Raw genomic sequence first — 22,692 nt, forward strand, 5'->3', positions numbered from 1 at the left:
CTCGTGTGTCGAACGAGTGGTGATACCTCGTGACACAGCCGATGGGTGATACCGACGACTCGAACGTCGTCTCCGAACTTCGGCAGTTCCGCCCGAGCGCCGTCGCGGGGCTGTTCTCCCGCGCGGACGCCCGCTACGTCTCGCCCGTACTCCTGGCGGGTGTCGCCGTCTACGCTCTGTATCTGACGGTCAACGCCTACCCGGGTTACGGTGCCGGCCTCTACAACCTGATGGGCGAACAGATCGCCGCTAACGGCTATCTCCCGCCCGAATCCATACCGTACTACACGGTCGACGGCGTCCCCTTCGCGTACCCGCCGCTGATGTTCTACGTCATCGCCGCGATACGCGACGTGACGGGCGTCGGGCCGTTCGCACTCGCGCGCTTCTTCCCCGGGCTCGTCACCATCGCGTATCTCGCGCCGACGTATCTGCTCGCGCGCGACGTGCTCGCCTCCCGTCCGGCGGCGTCGGCCGTCGGACTCCTCGTCGCGCTCAACCCGAAGGTGCTCCAGTGGCACATCACCGCCGGCGGGTTAGTCCGCGCACCCGCGTTCCTGTTCGCCGTCTGCGGCATCTACGCCGGGTACAGACTGTACACCGCCGTCGAGACGACGGGCTACGAACGCCGGTGGCTCGCCGTCTCCGCGCTCTGCTTCGGGCTGACGCTCCTGACGCACCCGACGTACACGCTGTTTTTCGTCGGCAGTTTCGTCATCCTGTGGCTCTCGCTCGACCGGTCGCTCGCGGGCTTTCTCCGCGGGGGCGTCGTCGCCGCCGGCGGGTTCGCGCTGGCGACGCCGTGGCTGCTCTGGAACGTCTCCACGCACGGTATCGAGGTGTTCACCGAGGCCTCCGGAACGCACGGCGGCATCGGCGGCGGACTCGGCGTCACCCCGTGGCTCGCGATACCGCTCCTGCTCGCAGCGGCGCTGTTTCTCGTCCGGCGACCGTTCCTCGGCGTCTGGACCGTCGCGGCGGCGCTGTTGTTCCAGCAGGCGCGATTCGTCGCGTTCGTCGGCACGTTCGCCGTCGTCGCGCTGGCGTTCGCGCCGGTCCGAACCGCGGTCGCCGAGCGAGTTCCCCGACCGAAGCGACGGACGCTCGCCGCCGTCGCCGTCGCCGTGACGCTGATCTGCGGTCTCGGCGTCGTCGGCTACTCGATGACCGTCGCCGAACCCTCCATCGCGCCCGCCTTCGTCGACGACGACGACGTGGCCGCGATGGAGTGGGCCGGCGACGAGACCCCCGATGACGCGACGTTCGTCGTCGTCGGCGACGCCGCCGAGTGGTTCCCCGACGTCAGCAAGCGGACAATGGTGGTCGGCCTGTGGGGCGTCGAATGGGAAGGGGCGGAGACGTACGCCGAGCAGAAAGAGCTGTACCGGACGGTGTCGACCTGTGACTCCGCCGACTGCATCTCCGAGACGTTGAACGCGGCGGACGTGACGCCCGACTACCTCTACGTCCCGAAGGGGACGTACATCGTCCGTGGGAAGCGAACTACCGGCGGCGGCGAACTCGCGGCGTCGTTGATGGCCGCCGAGGGTTACGAGGCGGCGTACGAGAACGACGGCGTCGTCGTCTTCCGCGTGGTGTCGACGGAGTCGTAGTTCGTTCCAGCTCTCTTTTCGGATCGTTCGGTGCCACGTCGACGGGAACCCTAAGTACGTGTACACGTAGACGTATACGTATGGGGACGAAGAGTCTCACAATCACCGACGAAGCGTACGAGCGTCTGAAGGCACACAAAAAAGAAGGGGAGAGTTTCACGGATACAATTCTCCGTCTCACGGGGAGTGAGCGGGATATCATGAAAGGATTCGGCTCGTGGAAGGGGACCGGCCTTCGCGAGGCCGTCGAAGAAACGGAAGACGAGTTCGACGACGACCTCGAGGAGCGTCGAAATGAACTGTTTTGACACGAGTGCGCTCATCGACTATCTCGAAGGCTCCGAGGAACTAAAGCAGGTACTCGAAACGCGCGAAAATCAGCCGTTTTTCGCCCCGACAGTAGTGCTGCACGAAGTATTCGTCGGCGCTGCTCGTCTTCGCGGGGAGGAGGGTGTCCGCGAAGTCCGTGAGGATCTAAACTGGATCGAGCCACTCGAACTGACCGTTGACGATGCGGCAGAGGCAGCGTACGTGAGCGCTGAGCTGTCCGATGCCGGAACTCCGATTGGGTCGATGGATACGCTCATCGCGGGTATCTGTCGCTCGTCGGGTTCGACGCTAATCACACGAGATGGCCACTTCGACCGCGTGGACGGTCTCGAGACGCTCACGTACTGACCTACTGTTGGAGACTGACAGTTCCCGTTTAATCGTTCGCACCCTCGCGCACCAGACGCGCGACGGCCGCCTCGTCGAGTCGGTCGAACTCGCCCGCCTGCACGCCCCACAGCGTCGCGTACAGCCCGCCGAGCGAGACGAGTTCGTCGTGCGTCCCGCGTTCGACGACGCGCCCGCCTTCGAGGACGAGAATCTGGTCGGCCCGCCGAATCGTCGAGAGGCGGTGTGCGATGACGAGCGTCGTTCGATTCTCGGTCAGCCGCGTCAGTGCCCGCTGGATGAGCAACTCGGTTTCGGTGTCGACGGCGGAGGTGGCCTCGTCCAACACGAGCACGTCCGGGTCCTGTAACATCGCGCGGGCGATGGAGAGCCGCTGGCGCTGCCCGCCCGAGAGTTTGATCCCCCGCTCGCCGATTCGAGTGTCGTACCCCTCGGGGAGTTCCGAGACGAACTCGTGGGCCTCGGCAGCCCTCGCGGCGGCGACCATCTCCGCCTCCGTCGCGTCGAACGCGCCGTAGACGAGGTTCTCTCTGACCGTGCCGTCGAACAGGTAGACGTCCTGGCTGACGTAGCCGACGGCGCGGCGGAGGCTGTCGAGCGTCGCGTCGCGCACGTCGACGCCGTCGAGGCGGACCGACCCGTCGGTTACGTCATAAAGGCGAAGCAGCAGTTTCGCGGCCGTCGACTTCCCCGCGCCCGTGGGACCGACGAGCGCGACGGTCTCGCCCGGTTCGGCGACGAAGCCCACCTCCGAGAGGACGGGACGGCCCTCCTCGTAGGCAAACGAAACAGAGTCGTACTCGATTCGACCCTCGACGCGGCCGAGGTCGACAGCGTTCTCGTCGTCGACGACGGCAACCGGGAGGTCGGTCAGCCCGAAGATGCGCTCACCGGAGGCGCGGGCGTTCTCGTAGGAGTTGACGATGCGGCCCGCGCCCGCCAGCGGGTCGACGAACCGCTGGGTCATGAACAGGAACGTGACGAACTCGCCGACCTGCAACCCCGGACCGCCCAGCGGACCGGTCGACCCGCTGACCAGCCAGTAGCCGCCGATGGCGAACGTCGCCGCGAACGCGACGTTGGCGGCGAGTTCCATCCCCGGTTGGTAGAAGTACTCCAGTTTGGCGACCGCCCACGTCTTCAGGTAGTAGTCCCACGAGGCGTCCTCGATGCGGCCGTCCTCGTACGTCTCGGTGTTGGAGGTCTTGATGACCTCGATGCCCGAGAGGTTGTTCTCCAGTCGGGTGTTGAGCGCGCCGACGCTCGCGCGAAGCGCGCGGTAGCGCGGTCGAATCGTCCGCATGAACGCGACGGTGAACACGACCAGAACGGGCATGGCGACGAGCGTAATCGCCGCCAACTGCGCGTTGAGCCAGAACAGCACCGCGCCGATACCGAGCGCGGAGACGACGAGTTGGACCGCGCCGCTGAGCGTCGTCCCGAGAAACTCCCGGAGGTTTCGGACGTCGCTGTTGAGGATGCTCATCACCTCGCCGGTCTGCTTGTCGTCGAAGAAGGCCGCGTCGAGGCGCTGCATCGTCGCGTACGTGTCGGTCCGGATGGCGTGCTGGACGCGATTCGAGTACAGCGACAGCGAGACGCCCTGCGTCCACGAGAGTCCGACCGAGAGAAGCGACGCGCCGACGATGAGGCCGAGTGAGAGCCACAGTTGGGCTTCGGGCGTCGACGGCAGCGACCCGTCGGGGACGACGGGGAGGCGGTACGCCGTCTCGGTGCCGGGGGTGAACAGCGCGTCGATGGCGATACCGAGCACCAGCGGGGGAACGAGCGCGACGAGTCGACTGAACAGGCTCGCGACGAGACCGACGACGAACAGCCAGCGGTCTTTCTGGCCGTAGTCCGAAAAGAGCCGAACCATCGGGTCCGTCTGTCGTCCGCGGCCGGCGCCGTTCGGATTCGTCTCACCTGTGGCTGGGGGAACTGCGTGTGACATGCGATGGCCGACGCCCGAAGACGCCCTTACCGAAGGTAACGGTGCCAACGGGCATGAACTGTGCGTCGGCGGGCGGAGTCGGACGCCACCGGCCGCGGTGCCTCGTCAGTACGTTTTTGGTGGGGGTGTCTGTAGCAGACGTTACGATGAGCGAGAGAGTAAATTTTGGCAACTGGTCACGGAGACAACTGGTCGGCGGGTTCGGTGCCGCCGCCGTCGGCGGGAGCGCGGTGGGCCTACTGGCCTTTCGGGAAGACCAGCGTGAACGGCCGGTCGAGACGATGGAACCCAACGGCGACGGTACGTCGTCCGCGGGCGAACTGCGCTGGTTGCTCGCGGACGCCGGTATCGACGTCCGAGAGATGGTCCGCCGCGGCGACGACCTCGTCGTCCGCTACACGTCGGGAGCGTCGTCGATAGACGAGCACAACCAGGAACTCGTCGAGGTGACGAGCCAGTTCGTGAGCCACGTCGACAACGGCGGGGGCGGCGCGCGCCTCGTCGCCGAGGTGGACGAGCGCTTCGACGACGTGGAGACGCAGTACCACGCCACCGCCAAGTGGGTCGACGCCTACCTGAACGAGGAGATGAGTTCGATGGAACTGGTCAACACCGTCGCGCGGACCGAACGGGAGCGGTAGGGGGGCGACTGTTCGATGGTCGCTTCCGAACTCAGTCTCACGCTCGTCTCTGCGGTCGGTGTCGTCAGCGCCGTCGCCGCGGTGCTCGTGCGGCGCGTCGGCTACCCGCCGGAGTACGAAACGAAGGCGAAGGAAGTACAAGCCGGGCGGCTCTCAGGCGGGTCGGCCGAACTCCGCCCGCTGACCGAACTCTCCTCGTTCGTCGCGCGACGGGGAACCGAACCGGACCGAAACACCGCCCGCGCCGCCGACGCGGGCGTCTCGCTCGCTCGCGCGCTCGAAGACCCCGACCGGTTGGATGGCCTCTCCTCGGAGCTCTCGTTTCTCCACGAACCCACGGAGGCACACGAACGCTGCGTCGCGAACCGGAAGAAGGCGGTGTTGCTGTTTCTCGCGGCGGTGATGGGCAACGCGGGCGTCGCCTACGGGCTCGTCTACGCCGAACAGACGATGTTCCTGGCGCTCGCCGAGACCGCGCTGTTCAGCGTGAGCGTCCTCGCGTTCGGCGGCGCGCTCTGGCGGACCGCGCAGTTGCTCGCCGGACGACGCGAACTCGACCGGATGGCGTAGCGTCGTCGGAAATCCCGGCGACAACGACCCGATACGGCGTTGACTCTCCTCGGTGTCGATTCCGTTGACGAGGACGACGACCGCACGCGGGTCACGTCGAGTCCCGAGCGAGACCTGAGCGAGGCCCGAGAGGCGGCCCGAGACGCGACGGCGTCGCTCGGCGGGAGAGTGTCGGAGTTCCTTCGAGAAGCGATGGAGTCGCGGCGGGTCGACCGCCGCCCGTTACTCCTCTCGCGTCGTTCGTTCTACCAGTTCTCGAAGCGTCGCGTCCGGGAGCGTCGCGTCGTCGTGGTTCGTAAACCACGTCGCCAACGACGCGAGCAGTTCCTCGGCGTCGTCGGCGACGAAACGCCGGTGGGAGACGCGGCCGTCGACCGATGCCGCGAGTTCGACCTCGAACTGCGGGCCGTCCTCGTCGGTGACGGACGTCTCGGTCCGGTTCGTTCCGTCGTCGCTTCTGACGACGAACGAGTGTTCGCCGCGCTTTCGGACGTGGTCATCCGCTTCGATGTCGAGGTCCGCGGGTTCGAGGACGCCGCGCGAGAGCGGCTCGCTTCGCCGCGAGTCCGACCGGCGTCGGTCGTCGTCTTCGGAGTCCACGGACCGTCGACTGTCGTCGGAGGGAAACATCGTTACGATTCGCTCCGGGAACTGGTCGCGGACGTGGAGACGTTCGCCTCGGCCGCGATGTGCAGTGCCAGTTCGTACAGCATCACTCCGGCGAACAGCGTCGCCGCGCCGAACACGACGGCGGCCGCGCCGACGTACAGGTCGCGGACGACGCTGCTGAACACGCCGAATGATGCCCCGATACTCGTGACGACGACCATGCGCCAGCCTTGCGAGAGGTTCGCGTAGCCGACGATGAGCGTCGGTTCGATACCGACCAGTCGACACCATACGACGTACAGTGCCGTGTCGAACTCGAACGCGAGGACTGAGAGTCCTACGAGTACCAGAAACGTCGAGTCAATCATTGCGATTCGGTGTGAGAAGTGTGTTCGCGGTTCGGGAGGTGTGTCGGTCCCGAACGCGAGAATCGAGGGGTGTGTCAGTCCTCGATGGTTGGTCGGCTTAGACTTCGACCGAAGCGCCAGTCGAACTGCTGAGCGATTCCGGCACGTTCACGATGTACGTGTACTGGCTGCCGGACTGCGTGACGAAGCGGACCGTCGCGGACTCGCCGCCTTCGAGGGCGCGAAGTTCGTTGGTCACCGTGTCGACATCATCACCAGAGGCGGGTTCCTCGAGAGCGATCTGGACTTCCATTCGGTCGTCCTTCGCGTTGAGAACCGGAATTGAGCTGTCTTCGTCCTTAAGCGCGCTCGTGCCGAATTCACCAGCGGTGGCGTCTGCCGTTCCGTCGGCATCGTGAGTAAGCGTCTTCTTGCCGTTCGGGCCGATGTACTCGATGGTCGCGTCGTTCATGTCGATCTCACCGGCACCCGGCGACTGCATGGTGGTGAACTTCAGCGTGTTAACCAGTTCGTCATCGCTGACTTCACCAACCGCGCTGGCCACGAGGACCTGGTTGGACACCTGCTCGGTGGAATCGTCACTGGTTGCGGATGCTTTGTTCTGCAGGAAGCCGGCGGTGTTGATGAGAACACCGGCGGCGACTGCCGCCACGAGAATCATGGCGATGAAGATGATCAGGGTCTCGATACCGACCTGACCTCGGTCGTTGTCTTTGTTGAACGGTAACATGGTTAGGTTAGGTTCTTGCTAACCGCGCCTTCGACGCGGCTTATTCACCCCGAGAATGTGATGTAACATAAACCTTTGCTCTCGAAAGACAGTCTAGTGCAAAATAATGTACGATTAGAATTAAATAATTTCAGACACATAACGCCGGATTAGGCGAGGCACAAGACCGCCAAGAACAGGCTCAGGGAGTGTTAGAAGGTGGCTAATATGGGCTCTAATGGGCGAAAACGCCGGTATGGGTGGTTCGGGTGGGAGGCGTCGAATCGGTGCATCTGACGTACCCTGAGCCGCTCGAAATACAAATTATCTGAACACTAATACCTATGGAAAGGTTTTATACGTACTAATTTTCAAGAACAGACATAGTATGGATATCGGAAACGTTCTGCGCTCGCTCGGACTCGAGGCGCTCGCTCCCGAGGCACGCGAGGGGCGAGCGGGCACCGACCGCCCCGACGACGACTCCGACGACCCCGACGAGTCCGCAGAATTAGAGGAGGAGGGAGGACCCCGCGAGGGTGACGCCGGCGACGCCGCCGCGACGGATGGTGACGCCATCGAGGACCTGCGCCACGAACTCGACCAGGTCGCCGCCGACCTGGAGACGACGCAGTCGAAACTGCGGGCCGTTCAGAGCGAACGCGACGAGATGGTCGAGCGACTGGACGGACTCGAAGACGACACCGCCCGGCTGCTCGGCGTGTACGACCGGCTGACCGCGGAGGTCAACCCGTTCGACGAGCAGTGGAGACAGTCCGCGGAGGGCCGAACCGGCGGCGACTCGCGGTACGGCGTCGTCTCCGTCGGCGAGGAGTCGTCGAACGGCTCGGTCGTCGAGACGAACGGACACGCGGACTCGCGCGCACGTGATGACGAACCGACCGAGGAGACGTTCGAGGCGACGCCGCCCGCGCCGCCCGTCGACGCGGAGTCGCTACCGCGGACACAGGGGTCTTCGGACGTGTACCTCCGGACGCTCGCCCCGTCGTTCGCCACCGAGGTGCTGTTGATGGAGTGGATGACGATGCTCATCGACAGCGCCGGTCCCGGCGGCGCGATGAAAGCCGTCGACTACTACGAGCGCATCAACTGGATCGACGAGTCGGTCAAAGACCACCTCGAAGACCTGCTCGGCGGCGTCGAGACCGCGCCGCTGACCGCCGACGGCGTCGTCGACGACCTCACGAGCGAGGAACACAGCCAGAGCTTCGCGTACATCATGAAGCTCGACGGCCTCCGAGCGACGAACGCGGCCTGACAGATGGGGTTCAGCACGAGCGCCGCCGCAACCATCATCTTCATCGGCGTTCTGCTGAGCTTCGGCTTTCTCTACCCGGTCGTCGAACAGAACCTCGAGGCCCACACCGAGGCGTTCGACGACCGGGACGACCGCTCGCTCACCCAGCGAAACACGGATATCGCCTTCGACAGCGCGACGTACTACCCAGACACGGAGACGCTCGTCGTCAGCGTGAACAACACCGGGACGACGACGCTCCGGGTCGACGAGACCGATCTCCTCGTGGACGGCGAAATCCGGACCGGGTACGACACCGAAGTCGACGACGGGCCCGACAGAACGCTGTGGGTCCCCGGCGAGACGCTCACGATGACCGTCGACGACGTCGCCGAACGACCGGACCGAGTCAACGTCGTCACCGGGTTGGGCGTCCGCATCTCGACGTCGGTCGAGGAGGGGACGGCCTGAATGTCCAGCGACGGCATCACCCAGCTCGTGCTGTTCATCGCGGCGCTGACCGTCGCCGCGGGCGTCGCAACCACGCTGACGACGAACGTCAGCGACATCAGCAGTTCGCTCGACACCCGCGGCGACAGTATCGTCGAGGGAATCGACACCGACGTCGAGATAATCAGCGATCCGGGAAGCCCCGACTCGATCTACGACAGCACCAACCAAGAGGTCACCCTGCTCGTCAAGAACACCGGCGAGCGGACGCTCTCGACGGACAGAGGTATCGACGTCCTCGTCGACGGGCAGTTCGTCGCCGTCTCGAACGTCGAAATCGTCAGCGGTGCTTCGGCGTGGCGTCCCGGCCAGACCGTGAGCATCACCGTGTCGAAGTCGCTCGCGGCCGGCGAACACCGCGCGGTCGTTCGCGTCGACGGCGACTCCGCGGAGTTGCTGTTCTACATCTGACAACCCACCAACGAACCATGAACGGATACTACTCACTCGGATTGACGGACCGCGACCGAATCGACGCCTCCTTCGGCGGCGGGTTGCCACGGGGCAGTCTCGTCCTCATCGAGGGGGGTCACGGCGCGGGCAAGAGCGCGCTCACACAACGGTTCTGTTTCGGGTTCTGCGAGACCGGTCACTCGGTGACGTACGTCTCGACGGAACTGGAAGCGGCCGGATTCGTCTCGCAGATGCGCTCGCTGTCGTACAGCGTCGTCAGCCACATGCTCGCAGAACAGATGCTGTTTCTGCACGCGGACGTGGACACCCGCGACCGAATGGACGGGCAGGAGGCGAGCCTCGACGGCCGCGAGATGCTGACGCGGCTGATGAACGCCGAGACGATGTGGCGAAGCGACGTCGTCATCGTCGACGGTTTCGACTCTATCTTGCTTCACGACCCGCGCTTCGAGGCCATCAGCGACGAGAACGACGAGGACGACCTGATGCAGAACCTCATCACGTTCTTCAGACAGGTCGTCACCGACGGAACGACCGTCGTGTTCACCGTCAACCCCGAGTCGCTCAGTCCGAACACGCTCCGCCCGCTGCGGACGGTCTCGGACGTCTACCTCGACATCCAGACCAAGAGCGTCGGCAGCGAGATACGCCGCAACGCGCTCGTCCGGAAGTTCGGCGGCATGGGCGAGCAGGTCGACGACAGTATCGGTTTCACCGTGCAGTCGGGCCGCGGCATCAGCATCGTGAGTCGGACGGTGGCCTAGGATGTCGGACCTCGGAACCACGAAGCTCTCCGGGGAACTGCGCACGCTCGCACAGCAGCACCCGCATCTGGACGAACACCTCCAGCGCTTCCGCGCCGAGTACAACGAGTTCCCGGTGTACACCGAGGAACTCGAGTCCGAACACGAGGTGCGTCGCCCGAACGTCGTCTACCCGACGGTGAAGAACGACCACCCCGTCTTCTGCCACGTCTTCGGCGACACCGGCGTGCCGACGAAGTACTACGCGGTCGAACCCTCGCTCGACGAATCCGACTCGGCGACCTACCGACGCATCCGACAGCGCATCCTCGACGAGAGCGTCTCTCGACCCGCGCCCGGCGACATCGAGCAGTTTCAGGCCCACCTCGACGAACTGCTGAACGAAGTCGTCAACGTCGGCACGCCGAGGACTCGTCTCGGGTCGCTACTCAGCGGGCGTATCACCGTCCGCGAGGAGACGTTCGACACGATTCGCTATCTCCTCCAGCGCGACATCGTCGGTCTCGGGCCGCTCGCGCCGCTGATGGGCGACCCCGAGAACGAGGACATCCACGTCATCGGCCCGCACGAGTGTTTCACCGACCACGGCACCTACGGGATGCTCCCGACGAGCATCGACTTCGGGTCGCCCGACGAGTTCGAAAACTGGCTCCGAAACCTCGGCGAACGGATGGACACGCCCATCAGCGACTCGAACCCCGTCATCGACTCGACGCTCCCGGACGGGTCGCGTATCAACATCATCTACTCCGACGACGTGAGTATCAAGGGCCCGTCGCTGACGATCCGACAGTTCAACGAGGTTCCGCTCTCCATCCTCCAGATCACGAAGTGGGGGACGCTCAGCCCCGAGATGTCGGCGTATCTGTGGCTCTGCTTGGAGAACGACCAGACCGTCTTCGTCGCCGGCGAGACGGCGTCGGGGAAGACGACGACGCTCAACGCCATCCTCTCGTTCATCCCGCGAGACGCCAAAATCTACACCGCGGAGGACACCGCGGAGGTGATGCCCCCGCACAGCACGTGGCAGCAACTGCTCACCCGCGAAGGACAGGGTAGCGACGACAGCACCGACGTGGACATGTTCGACCTCGTCGCGGCCGCGCTCCGGTCGCGTCCCGACTACATCATCGTCGGGGAGGTCCGCGGCGCGGAGGGGCGGATGGCCTTCCAGGCCGCCCAGACCGGTCACCCCGTGATGTTGACGTTCCACGCCAGCGACATCGTCTCGCTCATCCAGCGCTTCACCGGCGACCCCATCGCCGTCCCGGAGACGTTCATGGGTAACTGCGACCTCTGCGTGTTCCAGAACCGGGTCAAACTCGGCGACGACATGGTTCGGCGCGTCACCAGCATCCAGGAGATAGAGGGCTACTCGAAGCAGGAAGGCGGCGTCGTCACCCGGCAGGTGTTCACGTGGGACCCCATCGATGACGACATCATCTTCACCGGGATGAACAACTCCTACGTGTTAGAGGACCGCATCGCGCCGCTTCTCGGCTTCGAGGACTCACGCGCTATCTATGACGAACTGCTGCGTCGCGCCGAGATAATTCGACGGCTCATCGACTCGGACGTCCTCGAATACGCCGAAGTCAACCGAGCCATCGAGACGTTCCAGAACGACGGCGTCGAGGCGCTGTCGATAGATATCGCGGGACTCACCGAGGCCGGCGGGCGGTAACCCGTGGCGACGATGGACGGCGGTTCGGGCGGGAACGTCGGGCGCGAGGAGTCCGACGGCCAGTTCGATCTCCAGCAGATGCTGGAGTCGCTCGAACGCGGCTACTACACGATGGACATGCCGTACGAGCGGTATCTGTTCCTCGTGCTGTTGCCCGCGCTGCTGTTCGGGCAAGCGACGTTCATCGCCGTCCTCGCGTTAGAGCCGATGCTCGCCGTCAGCGCGCCGCTCGTCCTGCTGTCGTTTTTCGTGCCGGGCGTCGCGCTCGTCTACCCGCAGCTCGTCCACGACAGAAAGCGGAAGGACACCAGAGAGAAGTTCTACCTGTTCATCACCCACATCACCGTCCTCTCGACGACGAACATCGACCGCGTCGAAATTTTCCGGACACTCGCCCGCGAGGAGGAGTACGGCGCCATCGCCGAGGAGATGGGCCGCATCGTCGCGCTCGTCGACACGTGGAACCAGAGCCTCGACGACGCCTGTCGGATGCGCGCGAAGTTCGTCGCCAGTCCGTTGATGGAGGACTTCCTCGAACGACTGGCGTACTCTGTCGGCGCGGGCCAACACATCAGCGAGTTCCTCCTCAACGAGCAGGACTCAATCATCCAGAGTTACACGACCCGCTACGGCAGCCAACTCGACCGCCTCGGACTGGTCAAGGACGTCTACATGTCGGTGAACCTCTCCGTGACGTTCGGGTTGGTGTTCGCGATCGTTATCCCGTTTCTCATCGGTATCAACCCGACGATGGCGCTCGTCGCGGTCATCCTTGGGTCCATCTTCGTCCAGGTGATGTTCCTCTACGCGATGAACAGCATCGCACCGAAAGACCCCGTCTGGTTCCAAAGCGAGATGGCGCTCGACAGGAACGTCCGCATCCGAACGAGCCTCGTCGCCGGCGCGGGGTTGTCGCTGGCGCTCACCGCCGCCTGCTACGCCGCGCTCCGGGGGATGTTACCCATCGACGCCGGGAAGATTCCCCTCCCGCTGTACGTGGCGATACCGTTTACGCCGCTACTTCTCCCGGGCGTCGTGACGCAGCGAGAGGAGAAACGGGTGAAGAACCGCGACGAGGGGTTTCCCTCCTTCATCCGCGCGCTCGGGGCCGTCGAGAGCGTCAAACAGAGCTCGACCTCGTCGGTTCTGGCGAGCCTCAAAAAGAAGGACTTCGGCGCGCTCACCGCGAACATCTCGAACCTCTATCGGCGGTTGAACATGCGAATCGACTCGCAGCTCTCGTGGACGTACTTCTCCGCGGAGACGGGGTCGTACCTCATCCAGAAGTTCAGCGACATGTACGTCAAGGGACGGCGGATGGGCGGGGAGCCGAGACAGCTCGGGACGCTCATCAGCCGCAACATGACCGCCGTGTTGAACCTCCGTCGGAAGCGCTCACAGGAGGTCGGGACGGTGCTCGGGGTGCTCTACGGCGTCGTCCTCTCCAGTACGTTCGCCTACTACGTCGCCTTAGAGGTCGTCCGGGTGCTCAAGGAAATCTCGACGGAGATGGACGTCGACTCGAACATCGTCGGCTCGCTTCTGAACCCCTCGGTGTACACCATGCCCGAGATCGAGTTTCTGCTGCTCGTCGCGATCGTCGTCAACTCGTTTTTCGCGTCGATGATCATCCGCGTCATCGGCCGCGGCCACTCGATGACGTCGCTGCCGCACTTCGCGCTGCTCGTCTGGTCGAGTTCCATCGTCGCCGTCATCACGAGCGAGGTCGTCAGCACCCTCGTCGCGTTCTGACGTTGTTTTTCGGCTCCGAACGTTCGTTTCATCAACAACGTATCTTCGTCTACGAAACGTATTTAACGGGCCGCTCCAATCACTCGCGGGAGGACACTGACATGCCAAGAGACCGTTCGGCCGGCAGCGAGCAGACGAAACCGTATCTCGGCACCGTTCCCCGCGACGCCGCCGAGAACGTCACCGCGATGGAGTGGGCACGGTATCTCGGCCGCGAGTTCGGGCCGACGGGCGCGATAAACGCCTTGGCGTACTACCGGGACGTCGACTGGATAAGCGAGCGAGCGCGCCGGATGATGATTCGGCACGTCCGCGGCCTCTCGCTCGAGGAACTCGACAGAGTCAGCGACGACCCCGTCGAGATCGACAGCGCACTCGGGTCGCTCGAAGAGTCGCCGTTCGAGCGACACGCGAAATCCCTGGAGTACATCGCAAAGATGGCCGGAACGGACGTCGAGACGGATCTCGTCTCGCTTCGCCACCCCGACGAACACACGGTTCAGTAAACTTCGGCTACCACCCTTCGGACGACCACGAGCGCGGAGCGACTGCGCTCGGCGGCGGTAGAACGGAGTCGACCGGAGGCGGTATCTCGACGGATTAGTCCGGTTTCGAACGTTTCGCGTCAGAGGATGGCGAAGCGGTAGATGACGCTCAGGAACGCTCCGCAGGCGATGGCGAGACTGACGAACAGCGCGGCGAACAGCGGATGTCGGACGGCGTCGAGAACCGTTCCGTCGTCTTCCATCTCGGCGCTGATGATCATCGCGCGGACGACCGCGAACACGACGGCGGCGAACACGACGAGTCCGAGCGCGGCGACGCCGATGATGACGTCGTTGCGGTCGAACTGGAACGCGTACCCCATCACGCCGAGAAGAACGCCCGCGAGCAGGCCGCTCGCGGTGATAGCCGCTGCTTTCTGGTTCGCGCTGAGACCGTTCGAGACGCTGAGCGCTTTGGCTTGGAGGGAAGGACTGTCTTTCGTCGACATTGTTCTGTGACTGAATGTATGCTGAGAGTGATAGATGATAACTTCTCTGGTTGTCGGGTTGCCGCGGGTCGTCACCGCCGCGGCAGCGGGGAGAAGAGGACGCTGACCAGACGGCGCAGCGAGTAGAGCATCGCGACGAGCGTCGGTGCGCAGAGCGCGAGGTAGCCGACGACCCAGCCGTCTATCCGGAACTGGCCGACCGCCGAGAGACCGAACGTCTCTCCCGAGAGCGCCAGCGTCGTCCCCGACACGAGCATCCAGGCGAACACCACCGCGGGGAACGTCCAGAGGTAGTGCCAACTGCTCGGCGAGATGCGGTATCGTCGCCGGTACCGGTCGGCCGCCGTGAGCTCTCCCAGATAGTAGACCAAGAGGAGGTAACACGCCGGAACGGTGATGAGGGCGACGGCCGCCGAGAGTATCGTCATGTGGTCGGAGACGTAGACGCTCGCGAACGGAAACAGCGCCGCCGCCGGCACCAGACCGACGAACGAAAAGGAGGCGACGGTGACGAGTGCGCCGGCGGACCCGGAGTCTCGAACCCAGAGCTCGCCGGAGTCGGTGAGGTAGTCGCGTCGCCACTGGTAGAGCCGGAACGCCAGAAACCGCGCACAGAGGAGCGTCGCCAGCACGACGACCGGGTCGGACGCGGCGCTTGCGAGCGTCGTGCGAATCGAGACGCCGTACACGACGACGCCGATGAACGCCATCTCGGCGGAGAGCACGACCGAGAACGCGCCCGTAACGGCCCACAACCACGGCGACGCGACCCACGCGAGCGTCGGGCGGGCCGCTCGGCGCGGTCGGGGCGTGTCGCCTGCGCGTCCGGAGACGATCCGCTTTGAGCGCTCGTCGCTGAGCACCACGCTACAGACTGACCTCGGCGATGACGGTGAGGACGACGAGAATGAGCCCGAACAACAGCAACGGCGCGACGTTGAGCGGAACCTCTGCCCGGTCTGTCCGTCGTGTATCCGCGCGTGGTGTCGACGAGAGCAGCGCGCGGAGAGAACTGTCGTTCATGGGTCGAACAATTCCGGTCACGATATTAAACGCTTCTTTAACCGACGCCCGTTACAGAGTTAAACACACTCACGAACACTTATACGAGCGTTGCGAGTACGGTCGGACGAATCGAACGATGCAGCTACTCACCGGTCTGTTCGTCGGTCTGGGTCTCGTGACGGTCGGTCTCTCGTTTCTCCGACTCGTCCGGACGAACAGGACCGACGCGACGTATCTCCGCGTCATCGAGGGTTGTTTCGCCGCCGTCCTGGTCGTCTCGGGCTTCGGGCTGATGTTCGTCGCACTGTTGAGCTGAGCGACGCGATCGAGTGACGCGATCGAGCGACGCGAGCGCGAGTCGACAGAGCCATCTGCGCGACGCTCGATACGAACCGCTATGCCAGGGAAAGCGTCCGCCTCGTCGGACCGCGAGAGTCGGTACGGCTTCGACGAGGGCGGCAGGTCGCTCGCCGAGCGACTCGGCCAGTTCGTCCCGCAACCGTTGGCCCGGCGCGGGTTGACGATTCGGCTCGCCGTCGAGCGAACCCGCTACGAACGCGGCGAACCGGTCGACCTGACGATCACGATACGGAACCGACTCCCGGTTCCGGTGACGGTGACGACGCCGCAGCGACGGCTCTGGGGGTGGACCGTCGACGGACTGCTGGAGGGAAGCGACGAGTCGCGGTATCTGAGCGACAGTCCGGGGTCGTTCGCCTTCCGGGCCAAGGAGACGAAAGTCATCGAACGGACGTGGAGCGGTCGCCTCAAGCGAGTCGCCGACCGGACGACCTGGGAGCTCCCCGACCCGGGCGTTCACGAACTCGGCGCGTTCGTCGCGACCGGCGACGGTCGCCTGCACGACTCTGTAGAAATCGAACTCGGATAAACCGATTCGCCCCCGAGCGAGGCCGAAACGGAGTCGAATCAGAAGGAGAACGGACGACGGGCCAACGTTTCGTCTCAGTCGGCGTTGGCGGTGTTGTCGATTCCCTCGCGGTGGAGGTGACACGCCGCGTGGTGGACGCCCGTGCCGTACTCCGTCTCGACGGCGTAGTCGGGTTTCTCCTGCGCACAGATGCTCGGGTCGGCGAAGGACTCTTCGAGAAGCTCGTCGGCTTGCTCCCACTCGTCGCTGAGCAACAAGTCGATGGCCGTCTCGACGATGTCGCCGGCCTCGCCGCTGGGAACGCCCTGTTCGAAGAACTCGTCTCGCAACTGAGCCTCGTTCTCCACCTCGAACGTCCGTCGGGAGACCGCCCGCATGAAGCGGCGAGCGCCCGCCCACTCGGACTCGGTCATCTCGTACTGTTCGGGCGCGATGAGCTTCGGACAGCGCGTACGGAACCGACAGCCCGACGGCGGCTCGATGGGCGACGGAACGTCGCCTTCGAGGAGGCCGCGGCGGCCCTCCGCTCGGGGGTCCGGAACCGGAATCGACCCGAGCAGCGCCTGGGTGTACGGGTGTTGGGGGTTCTCGTACAGTTCCTCGGTCTCGGCGAGTTCGACCATCTGACCGAGGTACATCACGGCGACCCGGTCGGAGATGTGCCGGATGACCGAGAGGTCGTGCGCGATGAACAGGTACGTGAGGCCGAACTCGTCCTGCAGTTCCTGCATCGTGTTCAGCACCTGCGCCTGAATCGACACGTCGAGCGCCGACACCGGTTCGTCGCAGACGATGAAGTCGGGGTTGACCGCCAGCGCCCGCGCGAGGTTCACCCGTTGGCGCTGTCCGCCGGAGAACTGGTGCGGGTAGCGGTTGTAGTGCTGCGGGTCCAAGCCCACCTTCTCCAAGAGTTCGCGTGCGCGCTCCTCGCGCTCTCCTTCGTAGAGGTCGTGGGCGCGCATCGGTTCCTCGACGATGGTCCCGATCTTCATCCGGGGGTCGAGGCTGGACTGGGGGTCCTGGAAGATCATCTGCATGTCCTCGCGCTGCTGGCGCAGCTGTTCGCCCGAGAGGTCGGCGATGTTGCGCCCGTTGAAGTAGACGGCTCCGTCGGTCGGCTCGACGAGGTTGAGCACCGTCCGCGCGAGCGTCGACTTCCCGCAGCCGGACTCGCCGACGAGACCGAGCGTCTCGCCGCGTTCGATCTCGAAGGAGACGTCGTCGACGGCTTTCACCTTCGGTTTCGGCCAGATACTGCTGAACAGTCCCGACCCCTGCGAGTAGTGTTTCGTCAGTCCCTCGATGCGGAGTATCGTCTCCTGTTTCTCCCGCTCTTCGGACTTCGTCGTCGTGCTACTCATTGCTCTCACCTCGGGTCTCGACGAGCTCGCCGCCGAACGCGGCGGTCGCCTCCGTCTCCAGCGGTTCGGAGTCCTCGTAGCCGACGTCCTCGTACTTCACACAGGAGACGCGGTGGGTGTACCCCTCCGGCCCGCCGACGTCCTGGTAGACGGGTCGCGTCCGGCGACACACCTCGCGGGCGTCCGGACAGCGGGTGTGGAACCGACAGCCCGGCGGCGGGTTGATCGCCTCCGGCATCACGCCCTTTATCGGGTCGAGCTCTTCGACCGTCTCGTCGGGACGTGGCATCGAGTCGAGCAGCGCCTCCGTGTAGGGGTGTTTCGTCTCGTAGAACAGGTCGTCGACCTCCGCCTGCTCGATGATCTCGCCGAGATACATCACGTTGACGCGGTCGCAGATCTCGGCGACGACGCCCATGTCGTGGGTGACCCAGAGGAAACTCGTGCCGTATTTGTCCTGCAGTTCGTCGACGAGGTCGAGAATCTGGCCCTCGACGGTGACGTCGAGCGCCGTCGTCGGCTCGTCGGCGATGATGAGGCTCGGTTCGCACGACAGCGCCATGGCGATGAGGACGCGCTGGCGCATCCCGCCGGAGAACTGGTGCGGATAGCTGTCGTAGCGCTCTTCGGGTTCGGGGATGCCGACCTCGCGGAGCATGTCGACGGCTATCTCTTTGGCCTCCGTTCCGGAGACGTCTCGGTTGATCTCGATGAACTCCTTCAGTTGGCTGCCGATGGTGAAGACGGGGTTGAGCGCCTCCATCGGGTCCTGGAAGATGATGGCGATCTCGCTACCGCGAATCTCGTCGCGCATCTGCTTGTTCGACAGCATCTCGTCGGACGGGCGGCGCTCGCCGTCCGGACCTTCCTCGAAGTCGAGGATGACCTTGTCGCGGTACTTGACGGTACCGCCGACGACCTCGCCGGGTTCCTCGACGAGTCGCATGATGGAGCTCGTGGCGACGGATTTACCCGCGCCGGACTCGCCGACGAGGCCGACGAGCTCTCCTTCTTCCACCGTGAAGCTGATGCCGTCCACCGCGCGGACGACACCTTCCTCGGTGAAGAACTGTGTCTGCAAGTTTTCGACGGTGAGTAGTGGTTCTGCCATCAGTTGTTGATCCGTGGGTCGAGTGCGTCTCTCAGACCGTCACCGACGAGGTTGAAACCGACCACCGTGATGAGGATGGCGATGCCGGGCCAGATGCTGAACCACGGGTCCGGCAGCAGATACTGCCGAGAGGCCGAGAGCATCTGTCCCCACGAGGCCGTCGGGGGCTGTGCGCCGTAGCCGAGGAACGAGAGGCCGGCGATGATGAGGATGTTGATGCCGACCTGCAGCGTCGCCTGCACGAGCACCGGCGCGAAACTGTTCGGAACGATGTGTCTGAGGATGATGTTTCTGTCGCGTACCCCGGCGGCTCTCGCCGCCTCGATGTAATCTTCCTCGCGGACGCTCAGCACCCGCGAGCGGATGAGTCGCGCGAACGTCGGAATCGTCGCGATGCCGACGCCGACCATCGCGAACGTGAGGTTGCGCCCGAAGGCGGCCATGAACGCGATGACGAGCACGAGGAACGGGATGGCGAACAGCGTCTCGGCGGCGCGCATCAGCGCGTCGTCGATCCAGCCGCCGTAGTAGCCGGCGACCGCGCCGACGAGCGTCCCCAGCACCAGCGCGATGCCGGTGGAGACGATCCCGACCGTGATGGCGATTCGAGTGCCGTAGAACAGCCGGACGGCGATGTCACGGCCGCGGTGGTCGGTGCCGAGCGGGTGTTCGAGCGTCCCGGGCGTCATCGGGTAGATTTCGTTGGTCAGCCCGTACGGCGGGAGGAGAATCTCCGCCTGCGAGGGGTCGCGGTTAGGGTGATACCAGAACGTCTCCGCGAACCAGAAGTCGAGGAAGACGCCGTCGACGTACGCGAACAGCGCGATGGCGGTCATGACCGCGACGATTCCCAAGCCGGCTAACGCCGTCGGGTCGCGTTTGATCTGCGAGACGGTGTACCAGATGCCGACGCGGGCCTCGAACTCGTCGTCCTGCGGTTCGCCGGCCGCGCCGCCGTTCGGTCCGTCGGTGTTCTGGGGGGTAGATGTGTCGGGTGCCATTGTCAGTCACCTCCCTCGAAGGAGACTCTCGGGTCGACGTACGCGTACGACAGGTCGGTGATGATGACACCGACGACGAAGACGACACCGAACATCAGCGTCGTCCCCATCACCAAGAGGAAGTCCTGGTTCTGAATCGCCGTAATGACGAGCCGCCCCATTCCGTTGATGGAGAAGACGGTCTCGGTCAGGACGGCACCGCCCAGCGCCGTCGTCAACTGGAGGCCGACGATGGTGATGAGCGGGAGCTGTGCGTTGCGGAAGGCGTGCTTGCGGAGGATCTTCCCCTCGCTGACGCCGTACGCGCGGGCGAGTTTGACGTACTCCTCACCCAGCACTTCGAGCATCGACGAGCGCTCGATGCGGGTGAACGCCGCCATCTGGAGCGTGCCGAGCGTGATGGTCGGCAGTATCAGATGTTGGATGGCGGTGATGACGACGTCTATCTGGTTCGACGCGCCGCCGACCGTCGTGGGGTCGGCCCACGGCATCACGAGACTCGTCGCCGGAAGCACGTTGAAGTTGTACGAGAAGATGATGATGAGCATCAGGCCGATCCAGAACGACGGCGTGCTGACGCCCAGGAGGGCGACGACGCGCGAGATGTGGTCGGCGGGCTTGTTGCGACGTTTCGCCGAGATGATGCCCAGCGGCACCGCGGTAGCGAGCGCGAACGAGAAGCTCGACACCATCAGCAGCATCGTCACGGGAAGCCGCTCCATGATCTTCTGCGTCACCGGCACCCCGTAGTAGAGGCTCTCGCCGAGGTCGAGGCGGATAACGTCGAAGAGGTAGTTGAAGTAGCGAACGTACAGTGGTTGGTCGAGGCCGAACTTCGCACGGATGGCTTCGGCCTGCTGTGCACTCGGCGAGGGGCCGAGCATGATGCTCACCGGGTCGCCCGGAATCGCATCGGTCAGAAGGAACGTGATGGTCACGACTCCGAGCAGTACGGGTATCGCCTGCAGGAGTCGACCGATCGCATATCGGAGTCTACTCATTGCTGTCTGTCATCCCTGATTGCAGCCTACGGCAGTACGGTTGTGAATGTTTTCCACGGTAAGTATCGAAATACTGAACGGATAGACTCGGGCTGTGACGAGTCTACTTGTCGACCGAGACGTTGTTGTGGTTCGACGCGAGGTGGAAGCTGTCCACCGGGTGCTCCGCGAAGTCGTTCACGTAGTTCTTCACGCCGAAGCTGTTCTTGAGGTTGTACGCGGGCAGGTGTGCGCGGTCTTCGAGCACCGTCGTGATGCCCTCGGTGTAGAGCTGCTTGCGCTGCTCCTGGTCGTTGATCTCGCGAGCCTGGACGAACTTCTCGGTCGCGGTCTTCGCGCGTTCGCTGGAGTCGTGGTAGAACGTTCCGTCGGTGACGCCGAGAGTGTCCTCGGTCGCGCCGAACATGTAGTAGGTGAACGCGTCGGGGTCGGGCGAACCGGACCAACCGAGCGTGTACATGTTGTAGTCGTCCTCGCTACCGGAGACGTACTGTTCGAGGAACGCACCCCAGTCGAGCCGCTGGACTTCGACGTTGTTGAAGCCGGCTTCCTGCAGCCCGTTCGACACCGTCACGCCGATCTGTTCGCGCTTGTCGTCCGGCGGGACGATGATGCGCCACGAGTAGTCTTTGCTGACGCCGGCCTCGTCGAACAGTTTGTTCGCCTGTTCGATGTTTTTGCCGTGGGGAATCTCCTGCCACTGCTGGGCGTTGAAGCCCCAGTCGTCGATGATGGACTGCGGCAGCGGGCTGTACTGGCGGACACCGGTCGGCTCGACGTAGTTCTGGACCGCCTGGTCCATGTCGAAGCAGTAGTCGACCGCTTCGCGGACTTTGGGGTCCGTCGTCGGGCCTTCCGCGCAGTTGAACGCCATGTAGAAGTACCCGATACCGGGCACTTCCTGGATACCGGCGTCCTGAATCTGTTCGACCGAGGAGTAGAGCTTCGGCGGAATCTCCTCGATGACGTCGTTCTCGCCGTTGCGCAGCGTCGTCACGCGGGTCGTCGACTCCTCGACGGGGACGAACTCGACCGACTGGAGGTTCGGCGTCAGGTCGCCCCAGTAGTCGTCGTAGCGGCTGATGCGGGCGAACTGCCCTTCCTGCCACTCGTCGAACTGGAACGGACCGGAGCCGACCGGCTTGCTGTTGTTGAACGCGTCTTTGTCCTCCTCGCGGACGGATTTCGGGACGATGCTCCACGCGAGCGTCGTCTCGCCGAACGCGCCGTACGGGTACGAGAGGTTGAACCGGACCGTCTTCTCCTCCGGCGTGTCGATGGACTCGACCATGTTCACTTCGGAGGCGTTCTCGGTCTCCTCTTTGACCGGTGCCTCGAAGGAGTACTTCACGTCCTCGGAGGTGACGGGGTCGCCGTTCTGGAACGTCGCGTCCTCGGCGATCTGGACGGTGTACACGGTGCCGTCGTCGTTGACCTCCGGTTCGCCCTCTGCGAGCGCGGGAACGAGTCCGGTCGACTCGTCGTACTCGTAGAGGCCCTCGAAGATGTTCTGAGAGACCTGCTGGGACGGTACGTCGTTGAGGACGATGGGGTCGAACTCGAGGGGACTCTTGACGAGACCTATCTTGAGCTGACCGCCCTGGGAGGACTGTCCGTCACCGGAGCCGTCACCGCTCTGGTTGCCGCCACCGGAGCCGTTGCCGCTCTGGTTGTCGGTGTCGTCACCGCCACCGCCACCGCTCGAACAACCAGCTACGCTTGCGATACCTGCGACGCCGAGGCCCTGGAGCATTCGACGCCGATTGATCAGTTGGGAGTTGTTATCTTTCGTCATGCGCTGTCACA

The 22,692-nt window shown here is 64.3% G+C and carries 26 protein-coding genes; 14 read left to right on the forward strand and 12 right to left on the reverse strand.

Annotation, left to right across the window (positions count from 1 at the left end; all coding sequences use genetic code 11):
- Positions 1-41 precede the first annotated feature (41 nt).
- The 3 genes from DV709_RS11260 (at position 42) to DV709_RS11270 (ending at position 2,291) form a co-directional block, all read left to right on the forward strand.
- Positions 42-1,613, forward strand: a complete 1,572-nt coding sequence (locus DV709_RS11260) for an ArnT family glycosyltransferase (protein ID WP_117594534.1) — start codon at positions 42-44, stop codon at positions 1,611-1,613.
- Positions 1,614-1,693: 80 nt separating this feature from the next.
- Positions 1,694-1,921, forward strand: a complete 228-nt coding sequence (locus DV709_RS11265; RefSeq protein WP_117594535.1) for an antitoxin VapB family protein — start codon at positions 1,694-1,696, stop codon at positions 1,919-1,921.
- Entirely contained in the window at positions 1,908-2,291 is a 384-nt protein-coding gene (locus DV709_RS11270) for a type II toxin-antitoxin system VapC family toxin (RefSeq protein ID WP_117594536.1), read from the forward strand. Before DV709_RS11265 ends, DV709_RS11270 begins: the two co-directional genes overlap by 14 nt.
- A 28-nt stretch (positions 2,292-2,319) precedes the next feature.
- Here the strand turns inward: DV709_RS11270 and DV709_RS11275 are convergent, their stop codons facing one another.
- Positions 2,320-4,170, reverse strand: coding sequence for an ABC transporter ATP-binding protein (locus DV709_RS11275; protein ID WP_117594537.1), 1,851 nt, complete (start codon positions 4,168-4,170; stop codon positions 2,320-2,322).
- Between the two features lie 221 nt (positions 4,171-4,391).
- On the opposite strand from DV709_RS11275, the gene DV709_RS11280 reads away from it, so the two are divergent.
- Together DV709_RS11280 and DV709_RS11285 are read left to right on the forward strand one after the other, a co-directional pair.
- A complete protein-coding gene (locus tag DV709_RS11280; protein WP_117594538.1) occupies positions 4,392-4,886 on the forward strand; it encodes a hypothetical protein in 495 nt (164 codons plus the stop codon).
- A 15-nt stretch (positions 4,887-4,901) separates the two neighbouring features.
- Entirely contained in the window at positions 4,902-5,456 is a 555-nt protein-coding gene (locus DV709_RS11285; protein WP_117594539.1) for a hypothetical protein, read from the forward strand.
- Between the two features lie 222 nt (positions 5,457-5,678).
- On the opposite strand, the gene DV709_RS11290 is transcribed toward DV709_RS11285, so the two are convergent.
- From DV709_RS11290 to DV709_RS11300, 3 genes are all read right to left on the reverse strand, one after another.
- A complete protein-coding gene (locus DV709_RS11290; protein ID WP_157972721.1) occupies positions 5,679-6,056 on the reverse strand; it encodes a hypothetical protein in 378 nt (125 codons plus the stop codon).
- A 32-nt stretch (positions 6,057-6,088) separates the two neighbouring features.
- Positions 6,089-6,433, reverse strand: a complete 345-nt coding sequence (locus DV709_RS11295; RefSeq protein WP_117594541.1) for a hypothetical protein — start codon at positions 6,431-6,433, stop codon at positions 6,089-6,091.
- Between the two features lie 97 nt (positions 6,434-6,530).
- Positions 6,531-7,163, reverse strand: a complete 633-nt coding sequence (locus DV709_RS11300; protein WP_117594542.1) for an archaellin/type IV pilin N-terminal domain-containing protein — start codon at positions 7,161-7,163, stop codon at positions 6,531-6,533.
- A 367-nt stretch (positions 7,164-7,530) separates the two neighbouring features.
- Here DV709_RS11300 and DV709_RS11305 point away from each other — a divergent pair, with 367 nt between their 5' ends.
- The 7 genes from DV709_RS11305 to DV709_RS11335 all read left to right on the forward strand — a co-directional run bounded on the left by DV709_RS11305 (position 7,531) and on the right by DV709_RS11335 (position 14,030).
- The gene (locus tag DV709_RS11305; protein ID WP_117594543.1) at positions 7,531-8,421 is read left to right on the forward strand and encodes a FlaD/FlaE family flagellar protein; all 891 of its coding nucleotides are present in this window, start codon (positions 7,531-7,533) and stop codon (positions 8,419-8,421) included.
- Between the two features lie 3 nt (positions 8,422-8,424).
- Entirely contained in the window at positions 8,425-8,871 is a 447-nt protein-coding gene (locus tag DV709_RS11310; protein WP_117594544.1) for a flagellin, read from the forward strand.
- On the forward strand, positions 8,872-9,321 hold the full coding sequence (locus DV709_RS11315) for a CARDB domain-containing protein (protein WP_117594545.1): 450 nt from the start codon (positions 8,872-8,874) through the stop codon (positions 9,319-9,321).
- 17 nt (positions 9,322-9,338) lie between these two features.
- Entirely contained in the window at positions 9,339-10,088 is a 750-nt protein-coding gene (locus DV709_RS11320; protein WP_117594546.1) for an ATPase domain-containing protein, read from the forward strand.
- 1 nt (position 10,089) lies between these two features.
- Complete coding sequence (locus DV709_RS11325) at positions 10,090-11,772, forward strand: type II/IV secretion system ATPase subunit (protein ID WP_117594547.1); 1,683 nt, start codon at positions 10,090-10,092, stop codon at positions 11,770-11,772.
- A 12-nt stretch (positions 11,773-11,784) separates the two neighbouring features.
- Positions 11,785-13,524 (forward strand): archaellar assembly protein FlaJ, encoded by a 1,740-nt coding sequence (flaJ, locus tag DV709_RS11330; protein ID WP_117595293.1) that lies wholly within the window; start codon positions 11,785-11,787, stop codon positions 13,522-13,524.
- A 101-nt stretch (positions 13,525-13,625) separates the two neighbouring features.
- Complete coding sequence (locus DV709_RS11335; protein ID WP_117594548.1) at positions 13,626-14,030, forward strand: FlaD/FlaE family flagellar protein; 405 nt, start codon at positions 13,626-13,628, stop codon at positions 14,028-14,030.
- A gap of 119 nt (positions 14,031-14,149) precedes the next feature.
- Here the strand turns inward: DV709_RS11335 and DV709_RS11340 are convergent, their stop codons facing one another.
- From DV709_RS11340 to DV709_RS17765, 3 genes are all read right to left on the reverse strand, one after another.
- Positions 14,150-14,518, reverse strand: a complete 369-nt coding sequence (locus DV709_RS11340) for a hypothetical protein (protein WP_117594549.1) — start codon at positions 14,516-14,518, stop codon at positions 14,150-14,152.
- A gap of 71 nt (positions 14,519-14,589) precedes the next feature.
- On the reverse strand, positions 14,590-15,384 hold the full coding sequence (locus DV709_RS11345; RefSeq protein WP_117594550.1) for a hypothetical protein: 795 nt from the start codon (positions 15,382-15,384) through the stop codon (positions 14,590-14,592).
- Position 15,385: 1 nt separating this feature from the next.
- On the reverse strand, positions 15,386-15,541 hold the full coding sequence (locus DV709_RS17765) for a hypothetical protein (protein WP_157972722.1): 156 nt from the start codon (positions 15,539-15,541) through the stop codon (positions 15,386-15,388).
- 118 nt (positions 15,542-15,659) lie between these two features.
- Between DV709_RS17765 and DV709_RS11350 the strand changes: the two genes are divergently transcribed.
- Both DV709_RS11350 and DV709_RS11355 read left to right on the forward strand, forming a co-directional pair.
- On the forward strand, positions 15,660-15,839 hold the full coding sequence (locus tag DV709_RS11350; RefSeq protein ID WP_117594551.1) for a hypothetical protein: 180 nt from the start codon (positions 15,660-15,662) through the stop codon (positions 15,837-15,839).
- Positions 15,840-15,920: 81 nt separating this feature from the next.
- Positions 15,921-16,412 (forward strand): hypothetical protein, encoded by a 492-nt coding sequence (locus DV709_RS11355; RefSeq protein WP_117594552.1) that lies wholly within the window; start codon positions 15,921-15,923, stop codon positions 16,410-16,412.
- Positions 16,413-16,486: 74 nt separating this feature from the next.
- On the opposite strand, the gene DV709_RS11360 is transcribed toward DV709_RS11355, so the two are convergent.
- From DV709_RS11360 to DV709_RS11380, 5 genes are all read right to left on the reverse strand, one after another.
- Positions 16,487-17,773, reverse strand: coding sequence for an ABC transporter ATP-binding protein (locus DV709_RS11360; protein ID WP_117594553.1), 1,287 nt, complete (start codon positions 17,771-17,773; stop codon positions 16,487-16,489).
- On the reverse strand, positions 17,766-18,884 hold the full coding sequence (locus tag DV709_RS11365) for an ABC transporter ATP-binding protein (protein ID WP_117594554.1): 1,119 nt from the start codon (positions 18,882-18,884) through the stop codon (positions 17,766-17,768). The genes DV709_RS11360 and DV709_RS11365 overlap by 8 nt, the downstream gene beginning before the upstream one ends.
- Entirely contained in the window at positions 18,884-19,885 is a 1,002-nt protein-coding gene (locus DV709_RS11370) for an ABC transporter permease (RefSeq protein WP_117594555.1), read from the reverse strand. Before DV709_RS11370 ends, DV709_RS11365 begins: the two co-directional genes overlap by 1 nt.
- A gap of 2 nt (positions 19,886-19,887) precedes the next feature.
- Positions 19,888-20,886: an ABC transporter permease gene (locus tag DV709_RS11375; protein WP_117594556.1), complete on the reverse strand. Its 999-nt coding sequence runs from the start codon at positions 20,884-20,886 to the stop codon at positions 19,888-19,890.
- Positions 20,887-20,989: 103 nt separating this feature from the next.
- Positions 20,990-22,681, reverse strand: coding sequence for an ABC transporter substrate-binding protein (locus DV709_RS11380; protein WP_117594557.1), 1,692 nt, complete (start codon positions 22,679-22,681; stop codon positions 20,990-20,992).
- Positions 22,682-22,692 lie beyond the last annotated feature (11 nt).

Source organism: Haloprofundus halophilus (genome assembly GCF_003439925.1).
In the GTDB taxonomy this organism is placed as follows: domain Archaea; phylum Halobacteriota; class Halobacteria; order Halobacteriales; family Haloferacaceae; genus Haloprofundus; species Haloprofundus halophilus.

Bases quoted from the DNA above. Each gene is read 5' to 3' on its own strand.
- DV709_RS11260 (WP_117594534.1), top strand. From the start codon at position 42: ATGGGTGATACCGACGACTCGAACGTCGTCTCCGAACTTCGGCAGTTC.
- DV709_RS11265 (WP_117594535.1), top strand. From the start codon at position 1,694: ATGGGGACGAAGAGTCTCACAATCACCGACGAAGCGTACGAGCGTCTG.
- DV709_RS11270 (WP_117594536.1), top strand. From the start codon at position 1,908: ATGAACTGTTTTGACACGAGTGCGCTCATCGACTATCTCGAAGGCTCC.
- DV709_RS11275 (WP_117594537.1), bottom strand. From the start codon at position 4,170: ATGGTTCGGCTCTTTTCGGACTACGGCCAGAAAGACCGCTGGCTGTTC.
- DV709_RS11280 (WP_117594538.1), top strand. From the start codon at position 4,392: ATGAGCGAGAGAGTAAATTTTGGCAACTGGTCACGGAGACAACTGGTC.
- DV709_RS11285 (WP_117594539.1), top strand. From the start codon at position 4,902: ATGGTCGCTTCCGAACTCAGTCTCACGCTCGTCTCTGCGGTCGGTGTC.
- DV709_RS11295 (WP_117594541.1), bottom strand. From the start codon at position 6,433: ATGATTGACTCGACGTTTCTGGTACTCGTAGGACTCTCAGTCCTCGCG.
- DV709_RS11300 (WP_117594542.1), bottom strand. From the start codon at position 7,163: ATGTTACCGTTCAACAAAGACAACGACCGAGGTCAGGTCGGTATCGAG.
- DV709_RS11305 (WP_117594543.1), top strand. From the start codon at position 7,531: ATGGATATCGGAAACGTTCTGCGCTCGCTCGGACTCGAGGCGCTCGCT.
- DV709_RS11310 (WP_117594544.1), top strand. From the start codon at position 8,425: ATGGGGTTCAGCACGAGCGCCGCCGCAACCATCATCTTCATCGGCGTT.
- DV709_RS11315 (WP_117594545.1), top strand. From the start codon at position 8,872: ATGTCCAGCGACGGCATCACCCAGCTCGTGCTGTTCATCGCGGCGCTG.
- DV709_RS11320 (WP_117594546.1), top strand. From the start codon at position 9,339: ATGAACGGATACTACTCACTCGGATTGACGGACCGCGACCGAATCGAC.
- DV709_RS11325 (WP_117594547.1), top strand. From the start codon at position 10,090: ATGTCGGACCTCGGAACCACGAAGCTCTCCGGGGAACTGCGCACGCTC.
- flaJ (WP_117595293.1), top strand. From the start codon at position 11,785: ATGGACGGCGGTTCGGGCGGGAACGTCGGGCGCGAGGAGTCCGACGGC.
- DV709_RS11335 (WP_117594548.1), top strand. From the start codon at position 13,626: ATGCCAAGAGACCGTTCGGCCGGCAGCGAGCAGACGAAACCGTATCTC.
- DV709_RS11340 (WP_117594549.1), bottom strand. From the start codon at position 14,518: ATGTCGACGAAAGACAGTCCTTCCCTCCAAGCCAAAGCGCTCAGCGTC.
- DV709_RS17765 (WP_157972722.1), bottom strand. From the start codon at position 15,541: ATGAACGACAGTTCTCTCCGCGCGCTGCTCTCGTCGACACCACGCGCG.
- DV709_RS11350 (WP_117594551.1), top strand. From the start codon at position 15,660: ATGCAGCTACTCACCGGTCTGTTCGTCGGTCTGGGTCTCGTGACGGTC.
- DV709_RS11355 (WP_117594552.1), top strand. From the start codon at position 15,921: ATGCCAGGGAAAGCGTCCGCCTCGTCGGACCGCGAGAGTCGGTACGGC.
- DV709_RS11360 (WP_117594553.1), bottom strand. From the start codon at position 17,773: ATGAGTAGCACGACGACGAAGTCCGAAGAGCGGGAGAAACAGGAGACG.
- DV709_RS11365 (WP_117594554.1), bottom strand. From the start codon at position 18,884: ATGGCAGAACCACTACTCACCGTCGAAAACTTGCAGACACAGTTCTTC.
- DV709_RS11370 (WP_117594555.1), bottom strand. From the start codon at position 19,885: ATGGCACCCGACACATCTACCCCCCAGAACACCGACGGACCGAACGGC.
- DV709_RS11375 (WP_117594556.1), bottom strand. From the start codon at position 20,886: ATGAGTAGACTCCGATATGCGATCGGTCGACTCCTGCAGGCGATACCC.
- DV709_RS11380 (WP_117594557.1), bottom strand. From the start codon at position 22,681: ATGACGAAAGATAACAACTCCCAACTGATCAATCGGCGTCGAATGCTC.